General features: G+C 68.2%; 6 protein-coding genes and 2 pseudogenes. 6 read left to right on the plus strand and 2 right to left on the minus strand.

The window, feature by feature from the left end; genetic code table 11:
- Window positions 1-5: 5 nt before the first annotated feature.
- On the minus strand, window positions 6-6638 hold the full coding sequence (locus tag ACIRQH_RS00210) for an RHS repeat domain-containing protein (RefSeq protein WP_404223943.1): 6633 nt from the start codon (window positions 6636-6638) through the stop codon (window positions 6-8).
- 487 nt (window positions 6639-7125) lie between these two features.
- Here ACIRQH_RS00210 and ACIRQH_RS00215 point away from each other — a divergent pair, with 487 nt between their 5' ends.
- The 6 genes and pseudogenes from ACIRQH_RS00215 to ACIRQH_RS00240 all read left to right on the plus strand — a co-directional run bounded on the left by ACIRQH_RS00215 (window position 7126) and on the right by ACIRQH_RS00240 (window position 18897).
- The gene (locus ACIRQH_RS00215; RefSeq protein WP_404223252.1) at window positions 7126-13251 is read left to right on the plus strand and encodes a LamG-like jellyroll fold domain-containing protein; all 6126 of its coding nucleotides are present in this window, start codon (window positions 7126-7128) and stop codon (window positions 13249-13251) included.
- A gap of 903 nt (window positions 13252-14154) precedes the next feature.
- Window positions 14155-14361: pseudogene (locus ACIRQH_RS00220) on the plus strand (transposase); the annotation flags it as partial.
- Between the two features lie 1113 nt (window positions 14362-15474).
- Window positions 15475-16398, plus strand: coding sequence for an ABC transporter ATP-binding protein (locus ACIRQH_RS00225; RefSeq protein ID WP_404223945.1), 924 nt, complete (start codon window positions 15475-15477; stop codon window positions 16396-16398).
- Window positions 16395-17114, plus strand: a complete 720-nt coding sequence (locus ACIRQH_RS00230) for an ABC transporter permease (RefSeq protein WP_404223254.1) — start codon at window positions 16395-16397, stop codon at window positions 17112-17114. The genes ACIRQH_RS00225 and ACIRQH_RS00230 overlap by 4 nt, the downstream gene beginning before the upstream one ends.
- Window positions 17111-18235: a sensor histidine kinase gene (locus ACIRQH_RS00235; protein ID WP_404223256.1), complete on the plus strand. Its 1125-nt coding sequence runs from the start codon at window positions 17111-17113 to the stop codon at window positions 18233-18235. Before ACIRQH_RS00230 ends, ACIRQH_RS00235 begins: the two co-directional genes overlap by 4 nt.
- Window positions 18232-18897: a response regulator gene (locus ACIRQH_RS00240; RefSeq protein ID WP_404223258.1), complete on the plus strand. Its 666-nt coding sequence runs from the start codon at window positions 18232-18234 to the stop codon at window positions 18895-18897. The genes ACIRQH_RS00235 and ACIRQH_RS00240 overlap by 4 nt, the downstream gene beginning before the upstream one ends.
- Before the next feature lie 367 nt (window positions 18898-19264).
- On the opposite strand, the pseudogene ACIRQH_RS00245 reads toward ACIRQH_RS00240, so the two are convergent.
- A pseudogene (locus tag ACIRQH_RS00245) lies at window positions 19265-19820 on the minus strand (isocitrate lyase/phosphoenolpyruvate mutase family protein); the annotation flags it as partial.
- Window positions 19821-20484 lie beyond the last annotated feature (664 nt).

A 20484-nucleotide genomic window follows, 5' to 3' on the forward strand; every position in this document is an offset into this window, starting at 1 on the left:
CTGAGTTAGAACCAATTCATGAATTTGTCGGCCACATCGGACGCCACGCCGCTGCCGATGATGCCTCCGACGACACCGCCGACCACACCGCCGACGACGGTACCTGCCCCAGGTATGGCCGAGCCGATGGCCGCACCCACCTCCGCGCCGTAGGCGGCGCCTGCGAGGCCGCCCGCGAGGCCCGCGGCGTCCCGTGTGGCGGTGTGGAGCCGCTGGGCCGGTGGCGCCTTGGCGACGTCGTAGGCTGAGAGCGCCACCGCGCCGACGAAGAGGCTGCCCTTCAGCGCGCCTCCGACCGTGATGAAGCCCGCGTCGCCGCCCGCCGAGTCCGCCAGCTTGCTCGCGGTCGAGGCGGCACCGCTACCCGAACCGCTGTCGGCTCCGGCGCTCTTGGCGAACTCCCCGATCTGCTCGGGGGTCAGCTTGGGGGTCGCCTCGATGTTGAATTTGAGATCACCGAGCCTGGTGGACGGATCGACGTCCACCCCCATCTTGGAGAGGATGTCCCGCGCCTGCTCGACCGGGATAGTCACCCGGGCCCGGTTCGCAATGTCCTTGGCGGACGCCCCGACCAGCACCTCGCTCTCGTACCGAAGCGACATTTCGTAATTGTCGATCACCTCCACGTCGGTGAGGTCCTGCCGGTTCAGGATGTGGAGTACGCCCTGCGTGTGATAGTCGTTCGCGGATTGCACGGCGAAGTGGACGGAGACACCAGGGTCCGAAGAGGTCGGTGTGAACCCGCTGGACTGGATGTGCACCGAGCCACCGAAGTCCACGGTGGAGCCGCGGAAGAGCCAGTCCGTCGCGTCCGTCGGCGGGCGGTAGCTCGGGCCGGGGCCCATGTCTGCCGGGTACATCTGGCCGCTCGGGTCGGCGTTGGTGACGGGGTTGTCACCGCCGTAGGCGTAGCCGCCGAGCTCCTGCGGGTCGGTGGCCTCGAACTTGGGGTCGACGCTGATGAAGCGCCCCAGCGTCGGGTCGTACTTGCGGACACCGACGTCGGTATAACCGGTTGCGGCCTCCTGGGACTTGCCGAGGAACGAGTGGGTGGGGTCCGCCCACGGGGTGTCGTTGGCGTTGGCCCGCTGCTGCCCGTACGGCTTGTACTGCTGACGGGACACCTTCTGCGTGGTGGTGTCCATGGCCATGGTGCCAGTGCCGTGCGGGTCGTCAAAGAGGTAATCGGCACCTCCGCTGGGCAGGCTGGAGCGGACCGCCACCGGGGTGCCGGCACCACCGTGCGTGTAGCTACGTACGGCGCCGAGCAGGACGTTCGGGGTGACGCCGGTGTTGACGACGATCTCGGTGTCGCCCGCGAACAGCGTGGTCTTCCCGGGGTCGCGGCGGATCAGCTGGTTGCCGTCGGCGTCGTAGACGTACTTCGTGGTGGTGGGGCTGCTTCCGGTGGTGTCGACCTGCGCCAGGTGGCCTTCGTCGTCCCATGTCAGGCTCTGGCCCGCGCCGCTGCCGGTGGGAGTGCGGGTGAGCAGGTTGCCCGCAGCGTCGTAGACGAAGTCGGCCGGGTTGCTTCCTCCGGTGGTCCTGGTGAGGGTGTGCGGCTGGTCGCCGGTGGTGTTGCAGCCGGTGGTGCAGCCCTCGACGTAGCCGGTGGAGATGTCGGCCCCACCGGTGGTGGAGTGGTCGACCACCTGGGTGCGGTCACCGATGGCGTTGTAGCTGTAGGACTGCCAGTACGACCCGGTGGTGCCGGCGACAGTCGCGGCGGTTGGGTCGGTGCCCTGCGCCGGGCAGGCGGCCTTCGCGGTCCACGCCTCGGACAGCCGGGCCAACGCGTCGTACTGGTAGCACTGGGTGTCCTTGACCGTGTTGCCGGTCTCGGACTGCTGGTCGGCGGTGGTCAGCGGGTTGCCGGCGGCGTCGTAGGAGTACGTGGTGTCGTCCACCTGCGGCCCCGGGGCCTGCGTGCGCGAGATGAGCCGCTCGATGGGCTTGCGGGTCTGGTCGTCGTAGGAGTAGGTGACCCAGGCGGGGTTGGTGGACGCCCCCAGAGTGAGCTGCGAGGGCTGGCCGTAGTTGGTGTAGACGGTGCCGCCGACGTAGGTCTGGATGCTGCTCGCGGTCGTGGTGGGGTTGCCGAGCACGTCGTGCCCATAGGTGATGGTCTCGTTGTTCAGGCCCTGGGTGCGCGGGTCGGCCTGCGTGGCCAGCAGCTGCGTTTTGGGAGTGTAGGTGTAGCTGGTCTGGTAGCTGGCCGGCAGCGGTGCCTCGCTCGTGGGCAGCGTGATCTTCGTACCGGTCGACTTGCCCAGTGTGGTGTAGCCGGTCGTCGCGACCGTGTATCCGCCGGTCACGCCCTGCACATAGCTGGTGGACGAGGTCAGCTGGCCGATCCGCAAGGTGTCGTACAGCCAGGAGGCGACCTTGAAGTTCTTCGCCTTGTCCGTCTCGGTCAGCTTGCGGCCGAGCAGGTCGTAGGTGAAGTCCAGCTCGTTGGTGCGTGAGTCGGTGGTGGAGATGAGGTTCCCGGCGTCGTCGAAGCCGTAGTGGCTGGCGCCGGCGTCCGGGTCCGCCTGCGAGGTCTTGCGGCCCAGCAGGTCGTAGCCGAAGTCCCAGGCCGCGTTGTCGGGACCGGTCACCTTGTTCTGCTGGCCGGCCGCGTCGTAACCGTAGTAAGTGGCGTGGGACGTCCCGCCGGTGGCGGTGTAGCCGCCGTTGGCGTTACCGCTCACGGTCGGTGCCACGGTGAACTGGTCGAGCTCGGTGTTCTGACCGCGAGCGTCGGCCACCGTGGTGGTGGCCACCGCTCCGGTGGGCGGGATGACGGTGGTCTTGTCACCCGTGTAGGCGGTGCGGGTGTTCCAGGTCTGGACCCCGTCGTGCTCCTCGGTGCTCCGGGTGGTGCGTCCCATCGCGTCGTGGTCGGTGACGGTGGTGGCGGGGATGCTCACCTGGGAGACCGACACCAGACTGGAGCGCGGGTCGCCGTCGATCGCGTAGCTGTTGTGGGTGACCACGGTCCAGCCGTGCGAGTCGTACTCGGTGTCCGAGACCGTGGTGCTGCCGTTCTCTGCCGTCACCTGGGTCTGCAGGGTGCGCAGCATGGCGTCGTACAGCGTCTCGTTGACGCTGTAGCTGCCGCTGTCCAGCAGGGTGCCCGTGGACACCACCGAAGGAGCGGTAGCCGACAGCGCGTAGCTGTAGGTCATGCTGGCGGGGGCGCCGGCTCCCTTGTTCTCGTTGGGCAGCCAGACACCGGTCATCCGGCCGAGCGCGTCGTAGGACAGCGACGTGACCAGACCGGCCACATCCGTCTTGGTGAGGGGCACGCCACGGGCGGCGTCCAGCCCGGAGGACGCCACCTGGCAGTCCTTGGACGAGGTGGTGGCCGGTGTGCAGGCCGTGCCCGGAGTGATCTGGGTGGCGGTGGTGGTGCTGGTGGGCAGCGCGCCGGTGGCCGGCGTGTAGGAGGTCGCCACGGTCTGGGCCAGGCTGCTGCCGTCCGGGGCGGTGGAGTGGGGTGTCCGGGTGGCCAGTACGACTCGGCCGTAGGAGTCGTACGTGCTCTGGGTCTGGTCGACGAACCTGGTGGCGCTCGCCCCGCTGGACGCCGACGCCTTCTGGACGAGGGTGGCATCGCCCGTGCTCGGCTGGTCCGGGTTGGACTGCCCGTCGCCGTTGTAGGCGAAGGCGTGCCCGTCGAACGACGTGCGGGTGTCGGAGACCAGTTTTCCGGAAGGGATGGCCCCGGAGCTGTTGCAGTCCTGGTCGGTGACGATGGTCTCGGCGGTGACCACCACGGTCGCGCGGGCGCCGTCGAGATGGCGGGTGAAGGTGCACTTGGCGGTGTTGCCGGTGGCACCCGTCTCACCGCGGTCGTCGCTCTGGACGGCCATGCCGGTGGTGGTCTGCCCCAGGGTCGTGTTGTAGAAGGTGTCGGTCTCGGTCTTGCGCCAGCCGTAGGAGACGGCCTGACGGGTCAGCGTCCTGGCGGGGCGGACCATGTTCGCCGTCAGGTCCGCGACTCCGGTCCGGGCCCGTGTGGCGGTCGGGCCGATGATTTTCGGAACGTTGACGACGGCCTTGTCGATGCCGCCGTTCGCACCGGTGTAGGTGTCGGTCTCGAAGACCTGCCCGGCCAGCGCGTTGTCGTCGGTGACACTGACGCTGCCGTCCTGGCTGGTGAGGTCGGGCACGCTGCGTGTCCCCGACGGCATGGTGTCGCCGTTCATGCCCAGGAAGTAGTAGGTCTTGGTGAGGGTCTTCTGGTCGTAGACCTTGGCCCCGTCGGTGTAGTGGAAGACGTTCGGGTCACCGGTGGTGACGTCCACTTCCGGAAATCCGCGGAACTGGCCCCAGGTGCGGTTCTTGCTCTTGACCGTCTCGTTGTCGTCGTAGTGCCAGCCGGGGTTCCCCTTATAGGAGTACTCCGTCAGCAACTCCGGCTCGGTGCCGTCCTGGTAGCTGTTGTGCGGGTCGATGGTGGACACCGATCGGACCGGGTGCAGGGAGAACCAGTCCAGCATCGGCGCGGGCTGTCCCTCCGGTGTCCAGTAAACCGGGAAGCACCGCAGTTTGTTCGTCGAGGCGAACCCCTTCGCCGCCGCGTCCGCCGGGTCGGACGGATCACTTGCCGGGGCGCTGGAGCAGTCCGGGGTGTCGTAGGCCACCGTGGTCTGCGCACCGGTCTCGGTGGTGACCGTCTGGATCCGGTCGTGATACATCAACGGCATCTGTGGGATCGTCCCGACTCGGTTCGCCAGCTGCAGCGGCGGGTCGAAGCTCACCGACGGGGTGGAGGTGCTCGCGGAGGCACCGCCGAGCAGGTCCAGGCCGGTGTGCTTGATGCTGTCCAGCCACAGGGTCGGGGCGTGGTCACCGCCGTCAGGGAAGGACTGGGTGAAGTCGTAGCGGTCCACCTGCTTGGTCGCCCCGCCGACCTGTACCTGCGTGGTGATCGAGGTCAGACGCTTGCGGGACCAGAAACTGGGGCCGTGGTTGGTGCAGTCGGTCGCGTCCTTGGCGCAGTTCAGGTCGATCGGCACATCCGGCCAGTACTCCGGGTTGGACTTGGTGAACTGGGAGTCCGAGCACGTGTTGCCCGCGGGCGTGCCCGGGATGCAGCGCTCCGCCGTCGCGTCGAACAGGATCTGCTCCGGCGCGGTGGCCGAGTAGACCGTGGACGAGGTCATCCCGTAGTCGATGCGCTTCAACGTCCCGCCGCGGGTGTAGGCCACCGCGGTGTTCTTCATGTTCGGGCCGTAGTAACCCGTCTCCGGCGCGTAGTAGTACGCCATCGCGTTGCTGTGGCGGTCCACGACGTAGTCCAAGTTGAACCGGTAGCCCAGGATGCAGGAGCTGGACGCGAAGTCGGTGCCCGCAGGACAGTCCGACACCGCGCTGTGCGCTTTGTAGACCGGCATCGTCCAGGCCGACTTGGTCTCCTCCTTGCCCGAGCTCCACCCCGGCAGGCGGTTCCAGCCGAAGTAGTACTGCGTGCCGTTCTCGGTGACCTTGAAGTACTCGCCGTTGTCGGTTCCGTTGGTCGCGCCGGTCAGGTCTTCGATCTTCGTGGTGGAATCGTCCTGCGCGGCGCGGAACGTCTTGGTGCTGTCGTCGTAGACGATCTGTGTGGACTTCCCGTCCAGCGACAGGGTCAGGACCTGGCCCGCCCAGCACTCGTCGCCGTCGTTCTTGGGCGCGTCCGACGAGGAGTCGTCCTTGCAGGACTTGTAGGTCCGCTCGATGTAGTTGTCCGATGTCGACCAGCCGTCGCCCAGCCACGAGGACTGGTTGTTGGTCCCCTCAGTACGCGAGTCCTGGGTCGCCGAGTTGTAGTTCAGGGTCAGCGTGGGAGCCGAACCACCGATGGCTCCGGGCACGGAGATGGGGTAGTTGTAGGTGAAGGCCCCGGTGTTGCCCGACGTGGACCAGGTGCCACCGGACGACAGGCTGGTCGCCGTGTAGTCGCCGGACGAGCCGCTGGTGCCCGCGGTCGCGGCCAGCGCCACCATGCCGCCGGAGGCCCCGGCAGTGTGTGCGGACAGGGACTTGGCCGTCGTCGCCGGCAGCGACACCTGGGCCGACAGCGGTGCGCCGGCCCTGGTGCGCAGCGGCGTCTGCGCCTGGCAGCGCGGCAGTCGGGGGGTCGTCAATACGCAGGCCGGCAGCCGCACCAAGTGCAGCCGTGAGGCGTAGTCGCCGCCGAAGGCGTTGCGGAAGGCAGAGTCGTCCACATCGACCCCGACGCTGCCCGAGCCGCCCGCGCTCCGCAGGGTGAACAACACGCCGTGTACACCGGCTGCCCGTGCGGTCTTCTGGTCGACCGTCTTCACCTGGACCCGGCGCGCCGAGTTACCCGAATGCACCGCCGACAGCAACACCGGCGACGACCCCGCCCGCACCCGCGACACCGCCCGGCGGGAGGCCGTCGAGTCCGCCGCGGCGTGCGCCGCACGGCCACCGGTGGTCGGAACGGACAGCGACACCGTCGAGCTGCCGCCACCGGGCAGCGAGGCGTGCCCCTCGGGATCGAACCGGGTGAACCTCTTCGACGCCGCGGCCGCCTTCGGCTTCGCACGGGTGAAGGGGATCTGCTTGTCCCTGGCCACCGCGGGGGCCGCAACGTGCCGATGCGTGTTCGGCGAGGCCATCGCGTCCGCGGCGGGGATGAGCATGCTCACCAGGAGGACACCTGTAGTCGGAAGGCTGAGACCACGGAGCCGTCTGGCGCTCCGTAGCATCCGTCTCCCCAACCCGGCTGTACGCGTCATCGTGAGCCTTTCCCCGTTCCCGGCCCAGGGCACGCGGAAACCGCCCCCAGGTATTGCTGTGGGCGCTCAAGCGGCCTTCGGCCCCAGCCAGTTGAGCGCACGCCAAAGGAGAGGCAAGTTGGCCAAGCCCCTCACAGAAGCTTCACGCTAGGTGCTGAGATCAACACCGCTCGCAAAGATCATGCACACGGAACGCAAAGGAATCCCCTGGCCCGCAACTCAATTTGACTGTCATACGTCAAAAACGGACCTCGCATGGTCACCAAGTGACCAATTGGCGATGGACCCTGCTCGCCTCAGCCGCACAGAATGCACTCCGGCGCGGGGCCCGCGGGGGGAACCGCCTGAAAAGCGGAGGACCCCAACCTTCATGTCCGTCCATAGCAGTTCCTTGCGCACGTCCAGACGCCTGCTGTCGAAACCGATCGTCGCCGCCCTCGTCACGGCCCTGACCGCGGCCTCGCTAGCCGCGGCGGCACCCGCGTACGCGGCGCCCGACGCCTCACACCGGGCCAAGCCGAAGAACGCCGGCTCCTCGTCGGCCACCCGGCGCCTCAACGCCACGGAGGCCGCGTCCGCGCGGGCCAAGACGACCGGCAAGCGCGTGCCGATCGACCAGCTCACCGGCACCGGGACGCTGGTGGTGGCCAACCCCAACGGCACCTTCACCCGCACCGACTCCTCGATGCCGCAGCGCACATTGCAGCACGGGAAGTGGGTGCCCATCGACACGAAGCTGGTGCGGCAGGCGAACGGAACCTGGGCGCCCAGGGCCGCCGTCACCGACGTGGCCTTCTCCGCCGGCGGTTCGGGCAAGCTGGTCACAATGCGCAGCGGCAGTGCCGAACTGGGCTTCTCCTGGCCGGGCAAGCTGCCCGAGCCGGTGATCTCCGGGAACACTGCCACCTACGCCGAAGTGCTGCCGCAGGTGGACCTGCAACTGACCGCGGACGCCTCCGGGTACTCCTCGGTCCTCGTGGTCAAGTCCCGCAAGGCGGCCGCCGATCCGCGCCTGCGCAGTCTCGCGCTGAACACCACCGCGTCCCACGTCGAGGTGACTCCCACGCGCGACGGCGGAGCCCGTGCCGTCGACAAGCGCACCGGCGAGACCGTGTTCCACAGTGACACCGCGCTGATGTGGGACAGCGCCGGCAAGAAGACCTCCGGCGTGTCCTCGGCCCGCACCACGACGGTCTCCCTGGCCCGTGCCGAACAGAAGGCGGCCGCCAAGGTCGGCAGACACCGCGCACAGGTCCGAGTGAGCCTGAAGCACGGCAGGCAACTGCTGAGCCCGGACCAGAAGCTGCTCACCGCCAAGAGCACCGCCTACCCGGTCTACATCGACCCCGAGTGGAGCGGACGGCCCTCCCAGCTGGACTGGGCACGGATCTCCGACAACGGGTGGAACGTCTACAACTCGACGTCCACCTCGGGAGCGACCAACGCCCGTGAGGGGTGGGACAACTCCACCCCCGGTAACGGCGAACGGGCCCGCACCTACTACCAGATGAACACGAGCGGCATCAAAGGCGCCGTGGTCACGCATGCATCGCTGTACGTGAAGCAGCTCTCCGCCGCCTCCTGCGCGGACACCCCGGCCGCCGTCTACGGCACCGACCGGCCCGCAGGCTGGAGTTCCTCGTCGCTGTACTGGGGCCATGAGCCCGGCGGGCGCACCGGCTCGCTGGGCACCAACCCCAAGAGCCACGAGGCCGGCACCTGCCCGGTCACCAACGGAGCCAACTCCTGGGTCAGCCCGCCGTCACTCGAGTTCGATGTGACCTCCCGGGCCCAGAGCGCGGCGGCCGGCGGCTGGAAGAGCATGACGCTGATGGTCCAGTCGCCCGACATGAACGACGCAACCCAGTGGAAGCAGCTCGCCTACGGCGGCGGCGCCACCATGTCGGTCACCTACAGCTACCGCCCCAAGCTCAAGAACGGCACCGGTACCCCGGCCATCAAGCCGTCCATCGTGAGCCTGGGCAAGACGATGACCACCACCCACACGCCGACGCTGTCCGCGCGCGCGGTCGACCCCGACCTGGCGGGCGGCAGCGAACTGGTGCGCATCGAGTACAACGTCTACAACTCCTCGGGCACCCTGATCCACCAGGGCTTCGGCCCCAGCACGGACTCGAAGAAGCGCGCCCGGTACAACACCAACGGCAGCGACTGGACCACGTCGAGCCTGCCGGACGGCACCTACACCTGGAAGGCCACCGCTCAGAACGCGGCCGGCTACTGGGTCGGCCCCGGCTCGGGCATCTGGACCAAGACGCAGACGTTCACCGTGGACACCAGCGCGCCACCCGCACCCACGGTGACCTCAAGTCAGTTCCCGGCCAAACAGATCGGTGCCGCCTTCGGCGACAAGGGCACCTTCACGCTCAGCAACAACCACACCAACAACATCACCGGCTACCTGTTCGCCCTGGACGCCACGCTCGGCAACACGGTCTACACCACCAGCGTCACCCACTGGACCACAAGCACGACGATCGTGCCGGGTCACGTCTACTACGCCACCTCGGACAACGGCCCCGGCACCGGCACCGTGGTCCTCAACGGCAGCGCTTCGCCGGCTTTCGCCCCCGCCAAGGCGGGACCGCACACGCTGTACGCAAAGGCCGTGGACCAGGCGGGCTCGACGTCCATCTCCCAGACGACCTACGCCTTCTACGCAGGCACCAGCACCCCGACGTACGCCTACGGCGACAAGATGATCGCCGGCTGGACGGCGGCCAACACCGACGGCACGACCACCATCGTGCCCAAGGCGACCACCGCGACCAAGGGCGGCCAGCTGATCAGCCAGGCGGCCGGCAGTGGGTACGAGTTCGCCGACGGCTTCCAGGCCATGCTGGCCAACAAGAGCACTACCTCGAAGGTGGTCAGCGGCGACAGTGCGACCTTCGGCTTCAACATCCCCAAGGACGGTCCCTGGAGCTTCGGGGTCAACCTGACCAAGGCCAAGGACTACGGCATCTACAACCTGGTCCTGGACGCGGGCAAGCCCACCCAGGCGACCCTGCTCAGCGGCTTGGACGCCTACAACTCGTACACCACCACCCGGTTCGTCAACCTCGGCATCCCCAAGGACTCAACCGGTCAGCTACTCACCCTCAAGCAGGGCGCGCACACCGTGGCCCTCACCCTGACCGGGAAAAACCCCAGCTCCACGGGGTACCAGGCCGGCCTCGACGTGCTGCGTCTCGCGCCCGCGCTGACCTGTGCGATGAACAGCACCGCCAGTTGCCTGAACAACGCCGGGACCAGCACCTTCACCACCACGACCAGCACGGCCGACGCCGACGGCTCCGGTAACAGCTTCAACTCTGCCGACCTGACCGGCACTTCGGGCTGGCAGAGCGGCAAGTCGGTGACCGTCGACGGTACGAACATCCCGCTGCCCAAGTTCGGCACCGGCACCTACGACAACATGCTGGCCGCCGGGCAGACCGTCACCGTACCGGGCAGCGGTGTGGTGAACACCGGTGACGCCGTGGTCTTCCTGGCCTTCGCCACCGGCGGCGCGGCCAAGGGCGCCACCGGCACCATCACCTACGCCAAGAACAACTGCTTGGACCCGAACGGCGCCCCCGCCGACCAGTCGTACACCCTGGACACGGTGCCCGACTGGCTGAGCGGCCCCGCCTCCGCGGCCACGCTCTCCCTCGTCCACCAGAACCACAGCAACAACACCCAGACCAGCCCCAGCCCCGGCCCGAAGCTCTACGCCGTCAGCGTCCCGCTGACCTGCCCCGGCTCGGTCATCAGCAGCCTCTCCCTCCCCCTGTTCACCAACGGCGTCCAGGCCGGCCAGCCGACCCTGCACATCCTGGGCATGGGCATCCGGCCGCTGACCGCCACGAGCAACGGCACCCAGCACTGGGTCGGAACCTGGACCGCCGTCCAGGACACCGCCAAGGTGACGCAGTCCGGCGGCACCACCGCCACCGTCAACGGGCAGACGCTGCGCATCCCGGCCCACGTCAGCGTCGGCACCGACGACGGCAACGGCGTCCGCGTCCACCTCTCCAACGCCATGGGCAGCGGCCCGGTGACCTTCGACGCGGCCTCCGTCGCCCTGCAGGACGGCACGGCGGGCGGTGCCACGGCGGGCGCGGCACCGGTACCGCTGGCCTTCGGCGGCGCCGCGACCGTCACGATCCCGGCGGGCGGCGACGTCACCAGCGACCCGGTGACCCTGCACGTCGACCAGCAGGCGACCATCCTGGTCAGCGTGCAGGTGCACGGCTCGGTCTCCGCGCTGCCGGGCCACGCGGCGGCCCAGACCCCGATCTGGGTCAGCGACGCGGCCAACCGCACCGGTGACACCGCGGCCACCAAGTTCACACAGACCACCTACACCGGTCTGCCGTACCTGGCCGGCATCGACGTCACCACCCCCACCTCCGCCCCCACCGGCTCCCTTGTCCTCTACGGCGACCAGAGCGTCAACGGCGACACCGCAAGCGGCGACGGCCGGCACCACCTGAGCGACGCCATCACCGGCGCCATCGTGGGCGACCCCAACGGGGACTCCACGGTGGACTACGGCGTGCTCAACGCCGGCACCAACAGCAACAGCCTGAGCAACAACCTGCTGCCCCAGAGCACCTACAGCGACAACCCGATCAACGCGCTCAACCCGCTGGACCGCAACGTGCTGGCGCAGGGCAACGTACGTACCGTGCTCGTCTCCACCGGTGCCACCGACCTGCTCAACTGCACCGGCACCGCCGACGCCTGCGCCACCGGTGTCGAGCAGGGACTAGCCGCGCTCAACAGCGAGCTGACCTCGTACTACACCGACGACGGACAGGCCTACATCAACGGGCAGCCCGTCACCCAGAACTCCAACATCACCGTCTACCTCACCACCATCACACCGTTCACCGCCGCCCACCCCGGCACGGCCGCCCAGGAGTCCGCACGTGAGCTGGTGAACCAGTACCTGCTCGACAACTTCCCCAGCCAGGTGCTCGACTTCGCCGCAGCGGTCTCCACAGACGGCACTGCCACCTCCTCGACCGTGAAGGCGGCGGACCTGTCCGGCGGCAACCCGTCGAACACCTACTACGACGACCTCGCCGCCCGCTACCTCAACGACACCAACACCCAGATCATCGGCATCGCGCCGAACCTGATCGTCCCGGAGGCCACCGGCAGCGACACCCCCGACAACGAGTGGGATCTAGCCGCCGACGGTACCGACGCACGCGGCGACAACCCGTTCACCGCCGTCGGCGGGGCGACCTTCGGCTCGACCGGACCGGACGCCGTCAACGCCCCGGCCACCGCCACCTCCTTCGACGGCAGCACCGGCTTCCTGGAGAGCGACCACACCGCCGTCGACACGTCCGCCGACTACACCGTCTCCGCCTGGGTCAAGCTCGACTCCACGGACAACCCGGCCACCGCCATCTGCGAGGGAACCAGCCAGCACCAGGCGTTCTACATCGGCTACGACCGAGGCAACAAGGGCTGGATGTTCCAGACCACCACCACCAACGACGACAACGCCGACTTCCCCACCGCGGAGGGTGACACCAACACCGGGGCCGTGGGCACCTGGACCCACCTCCTGGTCACCTACACCGCGCCCGTGGACGGCGACGGCAGCAGCGGCGTGATGTCCATCTACCAGAACGGCACCCTGATGGGGACCGCCACCAACCTCACCCCGCAGTACGACTCGTCGATGCCCCTGACCGTCGGCGGTTGCATCAACGACCCCGCCGCGACCTCGCCATACAACGCGTTCCCCGGCTCCGTCTCGGACGTGCAGGTCTACCCGTACGCGATGGGGGCCGGCGATGCCGACGCGGCCAGCGAGATCATGCCCGCCGGCTGGGACAGCGGCATGCCCGAGGACGAGTGGAAGCTCGGAACGACCGGCACCGACACCGCCTCCCTCAACCCGGTCACCGCCACCGGCAGCGCCACCTATGGCAGCGACGCGCCGAGCGGACTGCCCGGCAGCGTCGCCTTCGACGGCAGCACCGGCTTCCTCAAGAGCAAGCAGAGCGCGGTCAACACCCTCGGCGACTACACCGTCTCCGCCTGGGTGAAGATCAACTCGGCGCTCGGGACCGCCGCCGTCTGCCAAGGCACCACCCAGCACCAGTCCCTCTACCTCTCCTACGACAAATCCAGCGCGGCCTGGATGTTCCAGACCACAACCACCAACGACGACAACTCCGACTTCCCCACCGCGGAAGGAGACGACAACTCCGGTCCGGTCGGCACCTGGACCCACCTGGTCGCCACCTTCCGGGCACCGGTCCCGGGAGCGTCCACCACCAACAACATGGCCCTCTACCAAAACGGATCCCTGGTGGGGACCGCCACCAACCTCAGCCCCCAGTACGACTCCTCCCTGCCCCTGACCGTCGGCGGCTGCGTCAACAGCGCCTCCGCCACCACCCCGTACCTCGCCTTCCCCGGCTCCGTCTCCGACGTCCACGTCTACCCGCGGACCCTCTCAGCGACTGAGGTCGGCGCACTGCACTGACCGGACCGCCGAACGGGTCCAGCCACTCCCCCAGGAGTGGCTGGACCCGTTCTGTTCCATCTCCTGGCCGCGGGTGTCGCCGCGGGCCTGGCCGTCGGCTCCCAACTCTGCGACCCAGCAGTCGGGCGCAGGCTACTGACGACTGTGAACATCGCCGACCCCATAAGCCACGAGTGTCCCGCTCTGCCGTAACGTTGGGTCGCTCAGGAATCCGCACCACCGCGCCGCGCACGGTCGTGATGACTTCGAAGACGGGGTACTCCACGCCGATTCGGATCCCCGGGTGATCATGATCACCTCACCACTTGGCGGGCTGACGATCTGAACACAACGGACGATCATTCGGGCAGCCAACGCTCACTCAAGCCCCCCATTACCTTCTTGGTAGCCCCGCAATGGGGCGCCCGGCCTTCGGAGTTCAGGTCATGCAGCCGGATCGCGGTCCCGGCGGTCAGCGCGATCGTGACTGCTGCTGAAGACCGAAGCCTGCCCACGTTCCTGCGACCAGGGCGCAGCCGGCTACGAGCGCCATCGCCGCCCACAGCCGGGTAGTTCGGCTCAGTCTCATGCCTGGAACGTATGCCAACTGCACGGTCCTACGCGGCGAATCCGACGTTGGTCACGTACTCGTACTGGCCCGACTGCGAGCCGAGGTCGATGACCTGCCCCCACCCGCGTCGTCCAGCCTTGGGCGCGCGTGTGTTCGGCATCGTTATAGGACGGCCCGGACCCGGGCCCGTCCTCGTGCGCGGCGGCCCGAATGGCTTCGGCTTCCTCACGGGCCGCATCGCCGTCGCCCTGCTGCCTCAGTTCGGCAGCGAAAAACTCCTAAACGCCCGGCCACGTGCGCCGAGGCGTTGTCCAGCACCACCGTGCGCAGACGGGACCGCCGCCGCCGGGTCAGGCATCGACGTCGAAGTCGTCCAACGCGAGCCGGGCGCCAAAGGCTTCAAGGTGATCCCACGACGTCGGGTCGTCGAGCGGACCTTCGGCTGGCTCATGCACCACCGTCGCCTGGCCCGCGACTACGAAACCCGCACCCACCGCTCCGAAGCCATAATCCAGGTGGCGATGATCGACCTCATAAGCCGCAGACTCACCCGCGAATCCGACCGAGTGCTGTTTCAGGGTCTGGACGTGTTCGCTCTTCCGGCCCGTGAGGTTGTCCGGCGCATCGGTGAGTTCAACTCGCACCGCGACCTTCAGCAGGCAATCTACGACGCCGTCAACCAGAGGTTCCGCTTATGCCGAGATCTTCTAGGCGCTGCTGGAGCTGCCCGGTGCGTGCGCGGCGGCGTGCTGGGCCAGGACGCCGTCGGCGAGGAAGCGGTCTGGTGGGTGCGGCGATGGTCCGGGTGACCGGTCACCAGCGCACGAGGGTCGATGCCCAATCAGCGCTGCCAGCACCGTCGATAGCACCTCGGAACCGCGACCACGACTACGGCAAAACACTCTCTGACATCCGAGCCGCCCACCCTCGTACAGCAGCGGCAGTCGTGGGGCGCTGTAGAAGGGTCAGTTCGGTGAACTCTCCGTATGGCTGTCCGTGTATCCGGAGCACCCGGGCAGGGGAACTCTCTCGATCTTCTGCGTGGTTGTCCGCGCGGCAACGAAGCCGATGACGACCTGTGGTGTGGCCGAAAGGCTCAGTGCGCCGGCGGGGGTTCGGCCCTCGCACCGCCGTCGTCACCCTGACGTGCGCGCCTTTTCCACCCGGCTCACCCACCGCATGCTGGTGAAGAACATCCGGCGCACCATCACCGAAGCCGAACACCAGTCCTGCGTACGCCCGGCGAGGTTCAGCGCGACGAGACCATCGCCGAACTGAAGGGAAACCTCAGGTAAGCCAGCCTGAAGGTCACCGAGCTGCAGAGCAAGCTCGACGCCCTGGCCACGGTGACCGCCAACAGCTACCACGAGAACATCGAGCTGAAGAAGAAGCTGAGCAAGCAACAGCAGACCCGCCTCGCTGCTCTCAACGGCAGTGCGTAACCTCGCACGGCGGCCGCGCATTCGAAGGCGCCGCCGGTCGGCGACACTCGAGGGGTCGTTTCGTAGGTGAAAACGCCTATGCCGCGCGACAGGGATTTGGTTTGCCGCTCCCCCAATGCTGGAGCGGGCCGCTGGGAGACGGCGCCGAGCGGTGGTCTCCTCCCCTGGTCGGAGTTCGGGTTTCGACCGTGGGCGGATGACTGGGAGATCACCACGTCGGAAGCTTCGGACATGACTTCTTCACGAACGTTCGTTGGGGATCCGGCGGCCATCAGGGTCGAAGGGCTGACCAAGCGTTATGGCCGTAGAACGGCAGTCGACGACCTGTCGTTCACGGTCGGATCCGGAAGGGTGACGGGGTTCTTCGGCCCGAACGGGGCAGGGAAGACCACTGCGCTCAAAGCGGTCGTCGGACTTGCGCGGCCGACAGCGGGCCGGGCGTTCGTACGGGGCACGCCAGTCACGACGATCAGGCCCGACGCCCGCTTACTCGGCGTGCACATCGAGCCGTGCGGGGCCCATCCTGGCCGAACCGGTCGGGCGCATCTGCGGTCGCTGGCCGCGCTGGCCGGACTGCCCCGCCGCCGGGTCGGTGAGGTCCTTGAACTAGTCGGCTTGGAGGAGGCGGCCCAACTCAGGGTCGGGAAGTATTCGATGGGCATGCGGCAGCGGCTCGGACTCGCCGCGGCGCTGCTGGGCGATCCGGAGATCCTGGTACTGGACGAGCCGGTGAACGGCTTGGACCCGCAGGGCATCCGCTGGTTGCGCACGCTGCTACGGCATCGGGCCGCGAACGGCGGCACAGTCCTGCTGTCCAGCCACATGTTGGGTGAGGCGGCCCAGACGGTCGACGACGTGATCATGATCGACCGGGGCAGGCTGGTCCACGAAGGCGCGATCCGGGATCTCGAACAGTCCGGGGAGAGCGTGGTCGTAGTGCGCACCGCCGAGGCCGAGCGTCTGTCGAGGCTGGTGGCCGCGGCTGGTGGCCGCACAAAGCGCGATGACGGAGGGGGGCTGCTGGTCGAAGGGCTCCACGTCGCAGAGGTCGCACGGCTGGCCCACCGCGACGGCGTCCTGCTGGAGGAGATCATCCAGCGGACCGCGTCGCTGGAGGATGCGTTCTTCGGTCTCACGGGAGGGGCGGACCGTTGAGCCATCTGCTGCGAGGCGAGCTGATCAAAACCGTGACCACCCGGACGATGCTGGGCTTCGCGGTGGGCGGGGTCGCGTTCGCGGTCCTCAACGTTCTGGCGGTCGCGGTGTGGTCGGGCACGCTGGACGAGGTGCCCGAGAAGGAGGAGGCCCTGTCGGCGTTGCCGATCCTGCTTCTGCTCTGGGGGCTGGTCGGTACGGCCGGGGAGTACCGGCACCGGACGGCCGCACCGGCGGCTCTGGTGGGCCGCCATAACCGCGGGGTCGTGCTGTCGGCGAGAATTGTCGCTTACGCGCTGACCGGGCTCCTGCTCGGCACGCTGACGACCACGGTGTCGGTCGGGCTTGCGTTGCCGCTGCTGAGTGACCAGCCGGGTCCCGATCTCACCTCGGGAGACGTCGGTGCCGTCGTGGCGGGAAACCTCGTGGCGTTCGTCCTGTCCGCGATCCTGGGTGCCGCGCTCGGCGCCCTGATCCGTAGCCCGGTCCTGGGAGTGGTCGTCCTGCTGATCGTGAACTTCGCCGTGGTCCCGCTGCTGTCCGACGTCTGGGAATCGGGTGTCAACCTCACGCCGTTCGGCGCGGCCGGAATTCTGAGCCGGATGACGCACAACACGACCCTGTCGGTGGTCACGGCCGGATGGGTACTGGCCGCATGGACGGTCGCGGTCACGCTTGTCGCGGTCGTCGCCGAGCGCCGGCGCGATCTGGCGTGAACCGGCTCCCTCGGTGGGCCCGGGCGGCGTACGACCTGCTGGTCGCGCGCCGTTCGGCGCTGTTCGACCTCGCGCTGGCGCTGATCACGACCGGAGTGGAGCTGGGGCTGCTCTTCGACGACGAGACCCCGGTCCGGGTGGTCCCGGTCGTGGTGACGGTGCTTGCAGGCTCCGTCTTGCTCGTCCGCCGCCGCGCACCGCTGGCGGTGCTCATTGCGGCCTGTGCGGGTGCCGCGTTGCTCGTGCCGCTGGGCTACTCGCCGGGCGGGGCGCCCGTCGTGGTCGCCCTTGCCTCGCTCGCCGACCTGCGTGACCGAAGGATCTCGGCGGCGGCGCTCGTCCCGACAGCGCTGTTCCTGCTGTCGGCGAGCATCTCCTCGCTGCCCATCCCGATCGGCGCGTGGGCCCTCGGCTCGTACCTGCAGACCCGGCGGCGCTACACCTGGGCCCTGGAGGATCGCGCGGCCACCCTAGAACGCGAGCGCGAGCAGCTCGACCAGATCGCGGCACAGCGGGAACGCACATCCATCGCCCGCGAGCTCCACGACATCGTCGCCCATTCTGTCACCGTCATGCTGATCGGCGTGCGCGGCGCCCGGGACGTGCTGCCGACCGAGCCCAAGGTCGCGGCTGAGACACTGGAACAGGTCGAGGCCAGCGCGGAGCAGAGCCTGGCCGAGCTCCGCCGGATCCTCGGCCTGCTGCGCACGTCGGACAACGGCGCACAGTGGCGACCGCAGCCGTCGCTCGACCAGCTCGCCGAGCTGGTCTCCGGATACCGGACAGCCGGGATGCCGGTGCGGTTGGAACTCACCGGCGAGGCCCGGGCGCTGGCCGGCGGCGTCGAGCTGTCGGCCTACCGGATCGTCGAGGAGGCGCTGACCAACGTGCTCAAACACACCGACCCCAGCCAGGTCACGGTGACGGTCGACTACGGCCGGACACAGTTGGACGTCACGGTCGAAGATGACGGCGGCGGCGACCCGGGCTCGTCGGCCGGCGGGCACGGCATCCTCGGGATGCGGGAGCGTGCGGCGGCGGCAGGCGGAAGCCTAGACGCCCGCCATACTGCCGGCGGATTCCTGGTGACCGCCCGTCTCCCCGTAGAGGATGCGACATGACGATCCGTCTTCTGATCGTCGACGACCAGGAGTTGATTCGCACCGGCTTCCGGCTGTTCCTGCAGACCCAGAACGACCTCGAGGTCGTCGGCGAAGCCGCCGACGGACACGAGGCACTCACCCAGGCCGCTGCGCTGCGCCCCGACGTGGTCCTGATGGACATCCGAATGCCGCGCATGGACGGTGTCGAGGCCACCTCCCGGCTGACCGCCCCCGAACCCTCGCCCCGGGTGCTGGTCCTCACGACCTATGACCTGGACGAATACGTCTTCGGCGCACTGCGGGCGGGCGCGTCGGGTTTCCTGCTCAAGGACGCCTCACGCGACCGTCTGCTGGAGGCGATCCGCGTCGTGCACGCTGGTGAGGCCCTGCTATCGCCGTCGATCACCCGCAGGCTGATCGAGGACTACGCCACCCGCACCGAACCGCTCCGGCCCCCGGCCAAACAGCTGGCCAGTCTCACTCCCCGGGAACGGGAGATCCTCCTCCTGGTGGCCAGGGGCCTGTCGAACCCTGAGATCGCCGCGCACCTAGTCGTGACCGAGGCGACGGTGAAAAGCCACGTTGGCAGCATGTTCGCCAAGCTCCACCTGCGTGACCGCGCCCAAGCTGTGGTGTTCGCCTACGAAAACGGCTTCGTTCTCCCAGGCAGTTCAGGCTGAGCCCGCAACCGCTCCGGCAGACGCCTCAGCGGCGTCGTCCGGGCGTTACAGGCGGATGCTCCTACGCTGAGACACCTGACTTCCGATGGAATTCGGCCTCATCGAGATCATGCCCCACCCGGTGAGACAACCGTGACTGGGTGTCGAGCAGTCGGCCCAAGTGCGTGCCAGCCAGGTCCGGGTCGCCGAAGACCGTGGTTTCCCCGGTGATCAACCGGGTGGCCTCGGCCACCTTCGCGGTGATCTCCGCCCGGCTGCGGACGTCCAACCCGAGGGTGACCCGGTAAATCCGCCCGCGGAAGCGGCGCCGCGAGGGACAGGTCAACGGTCCCGGTGTCAGCGACCTTCAGTGCGGTCGCGCCGCCGGGACGCTGTCGGTGCCGGCCTGTTCCAGGGCCCGCAGCCGCTCGATCGCCTCGTCGAGTACGGCGGTGGCATCCTCAGCGTGCAGGAAGAGGTCGGTGCGCCCATTGACCCAAGACCGGGACCCCCGCGTCGTCAGCTGCCGCGCGCAGACCGGCGATGTAGCTCGCGTGCTCTGGCGTACTGCGCACGCGTCCGCCGTCCGAGTGGACGGTGTCCTCAATGTTGAGCCCGACGCCGCCAACTTCAGTGAGCCCGGCGACGAGCTCCTCGGGCTTCTGTCCGTACCCGGCCTCCAAGTCCACGGACACAGGGATGTCGACCGCAGCGATGATCGGCCTGACGACGGCAAGAACTTCCTCGAAGGTCCGCCCCTCGTGGTCATCGGCTCCGCGAGAGTCGGCGAGTGGATGGCTGCCGATCGTCAGCGCGGGGAATCTGGCATCAGCTGCCGTCCGCGCCGACCAGACATCCCAGACGGTTGGCAGCACGAGCGGCGTGTACTCGGCGTGCAGCTGCTTGAGGCGTTGAGCACGCTCAACGGTTGTGCGAAAGTCCATGCCGAGGACGCTATCCCGTATGCCCAAACCTGCGCGGTCGGTGCCAGTTTGGGTTGGAACGCTCCGCTAAATTCCCCGCCTACCGCACACGACTGTCGAACCGCCCCTCGATGATGAGGAGTTGCAGAAATCGCGCTCCCTCAGGGGAACTGACACTCGGCCACAATCGCGCACCGCTGGCCAAGCACAGCCTCAATGCCAACCCAAACTCTTGTCCCTGGAGAGCCGTAAGGAGCCGCATCTCAAGGGAACCTGACTGTAGCGTCGCCCGACGACTCGGTGCGCGGCGGACCGGAGCCTGACGGCCGGCGGGCCCAGCGCAAGAAGGCCGCGCACGCCCTGATCACGATCTGCTCGACTAAGAGATCCCGCGGGTAGGGGCACCGTCGCGAGCGCCGCGATACCGCCGCCCGGACCAGCGGAATCTCCTAGTGATCGAGCGATGATCGGTCGTGGCCACGGGCCCGCGAGGGCGGTTTGCCGTCCGGGGGGGCTGAGTAGCGCCCCACGCGCTCGGCCGAGAATTGACAGTTTGTTATTTGCTACCACTGGATTCTCTGGTACGTCTGGCCGAAACGGTCGAGACCTGACAGGGCAAACATGCCCCACGCCTTCGAATTCCGGACCGAGACGTATTTGCGTTAGAACGCACTCCAACTCCTAG

The organism is Streptomyces sp. NPDC102279, assembly GCF_044766365.1.
In the GTDB taxonomy this organism is placed as follows: Bacteria; Actinomycetota; Actinomycetes; order Streptomycetales; family Streptomycetaceae; genus Streptomyces.

What these genes read in the sequence shown, in the direction of transcription:
- ACIRQH_RS00210 (WP_404223943.1), bottom strand. Translation starts at nt 6,638, where the DNA reads ATGCTCATCCCCGCCGCGGACGCGATGGCCTCGCCGAACACGCATCGG.
- ACIRQH_RS00225 (WP_404223945.1), top strand. Translation starts at nt 15,475, where the DNA reads ATGACTTCTTCACGAACGTTCGTTGGGGATCCGGCGGCCATCAGGGTC.
- ACIRQH_RS00240 (WP_404223258.1), top strand. Translation starts at nt 18,232, where the DNA reads ATGACGATCCGTCTTCTGATCGTCGACGACCAGGAGTTGATTCGCACC.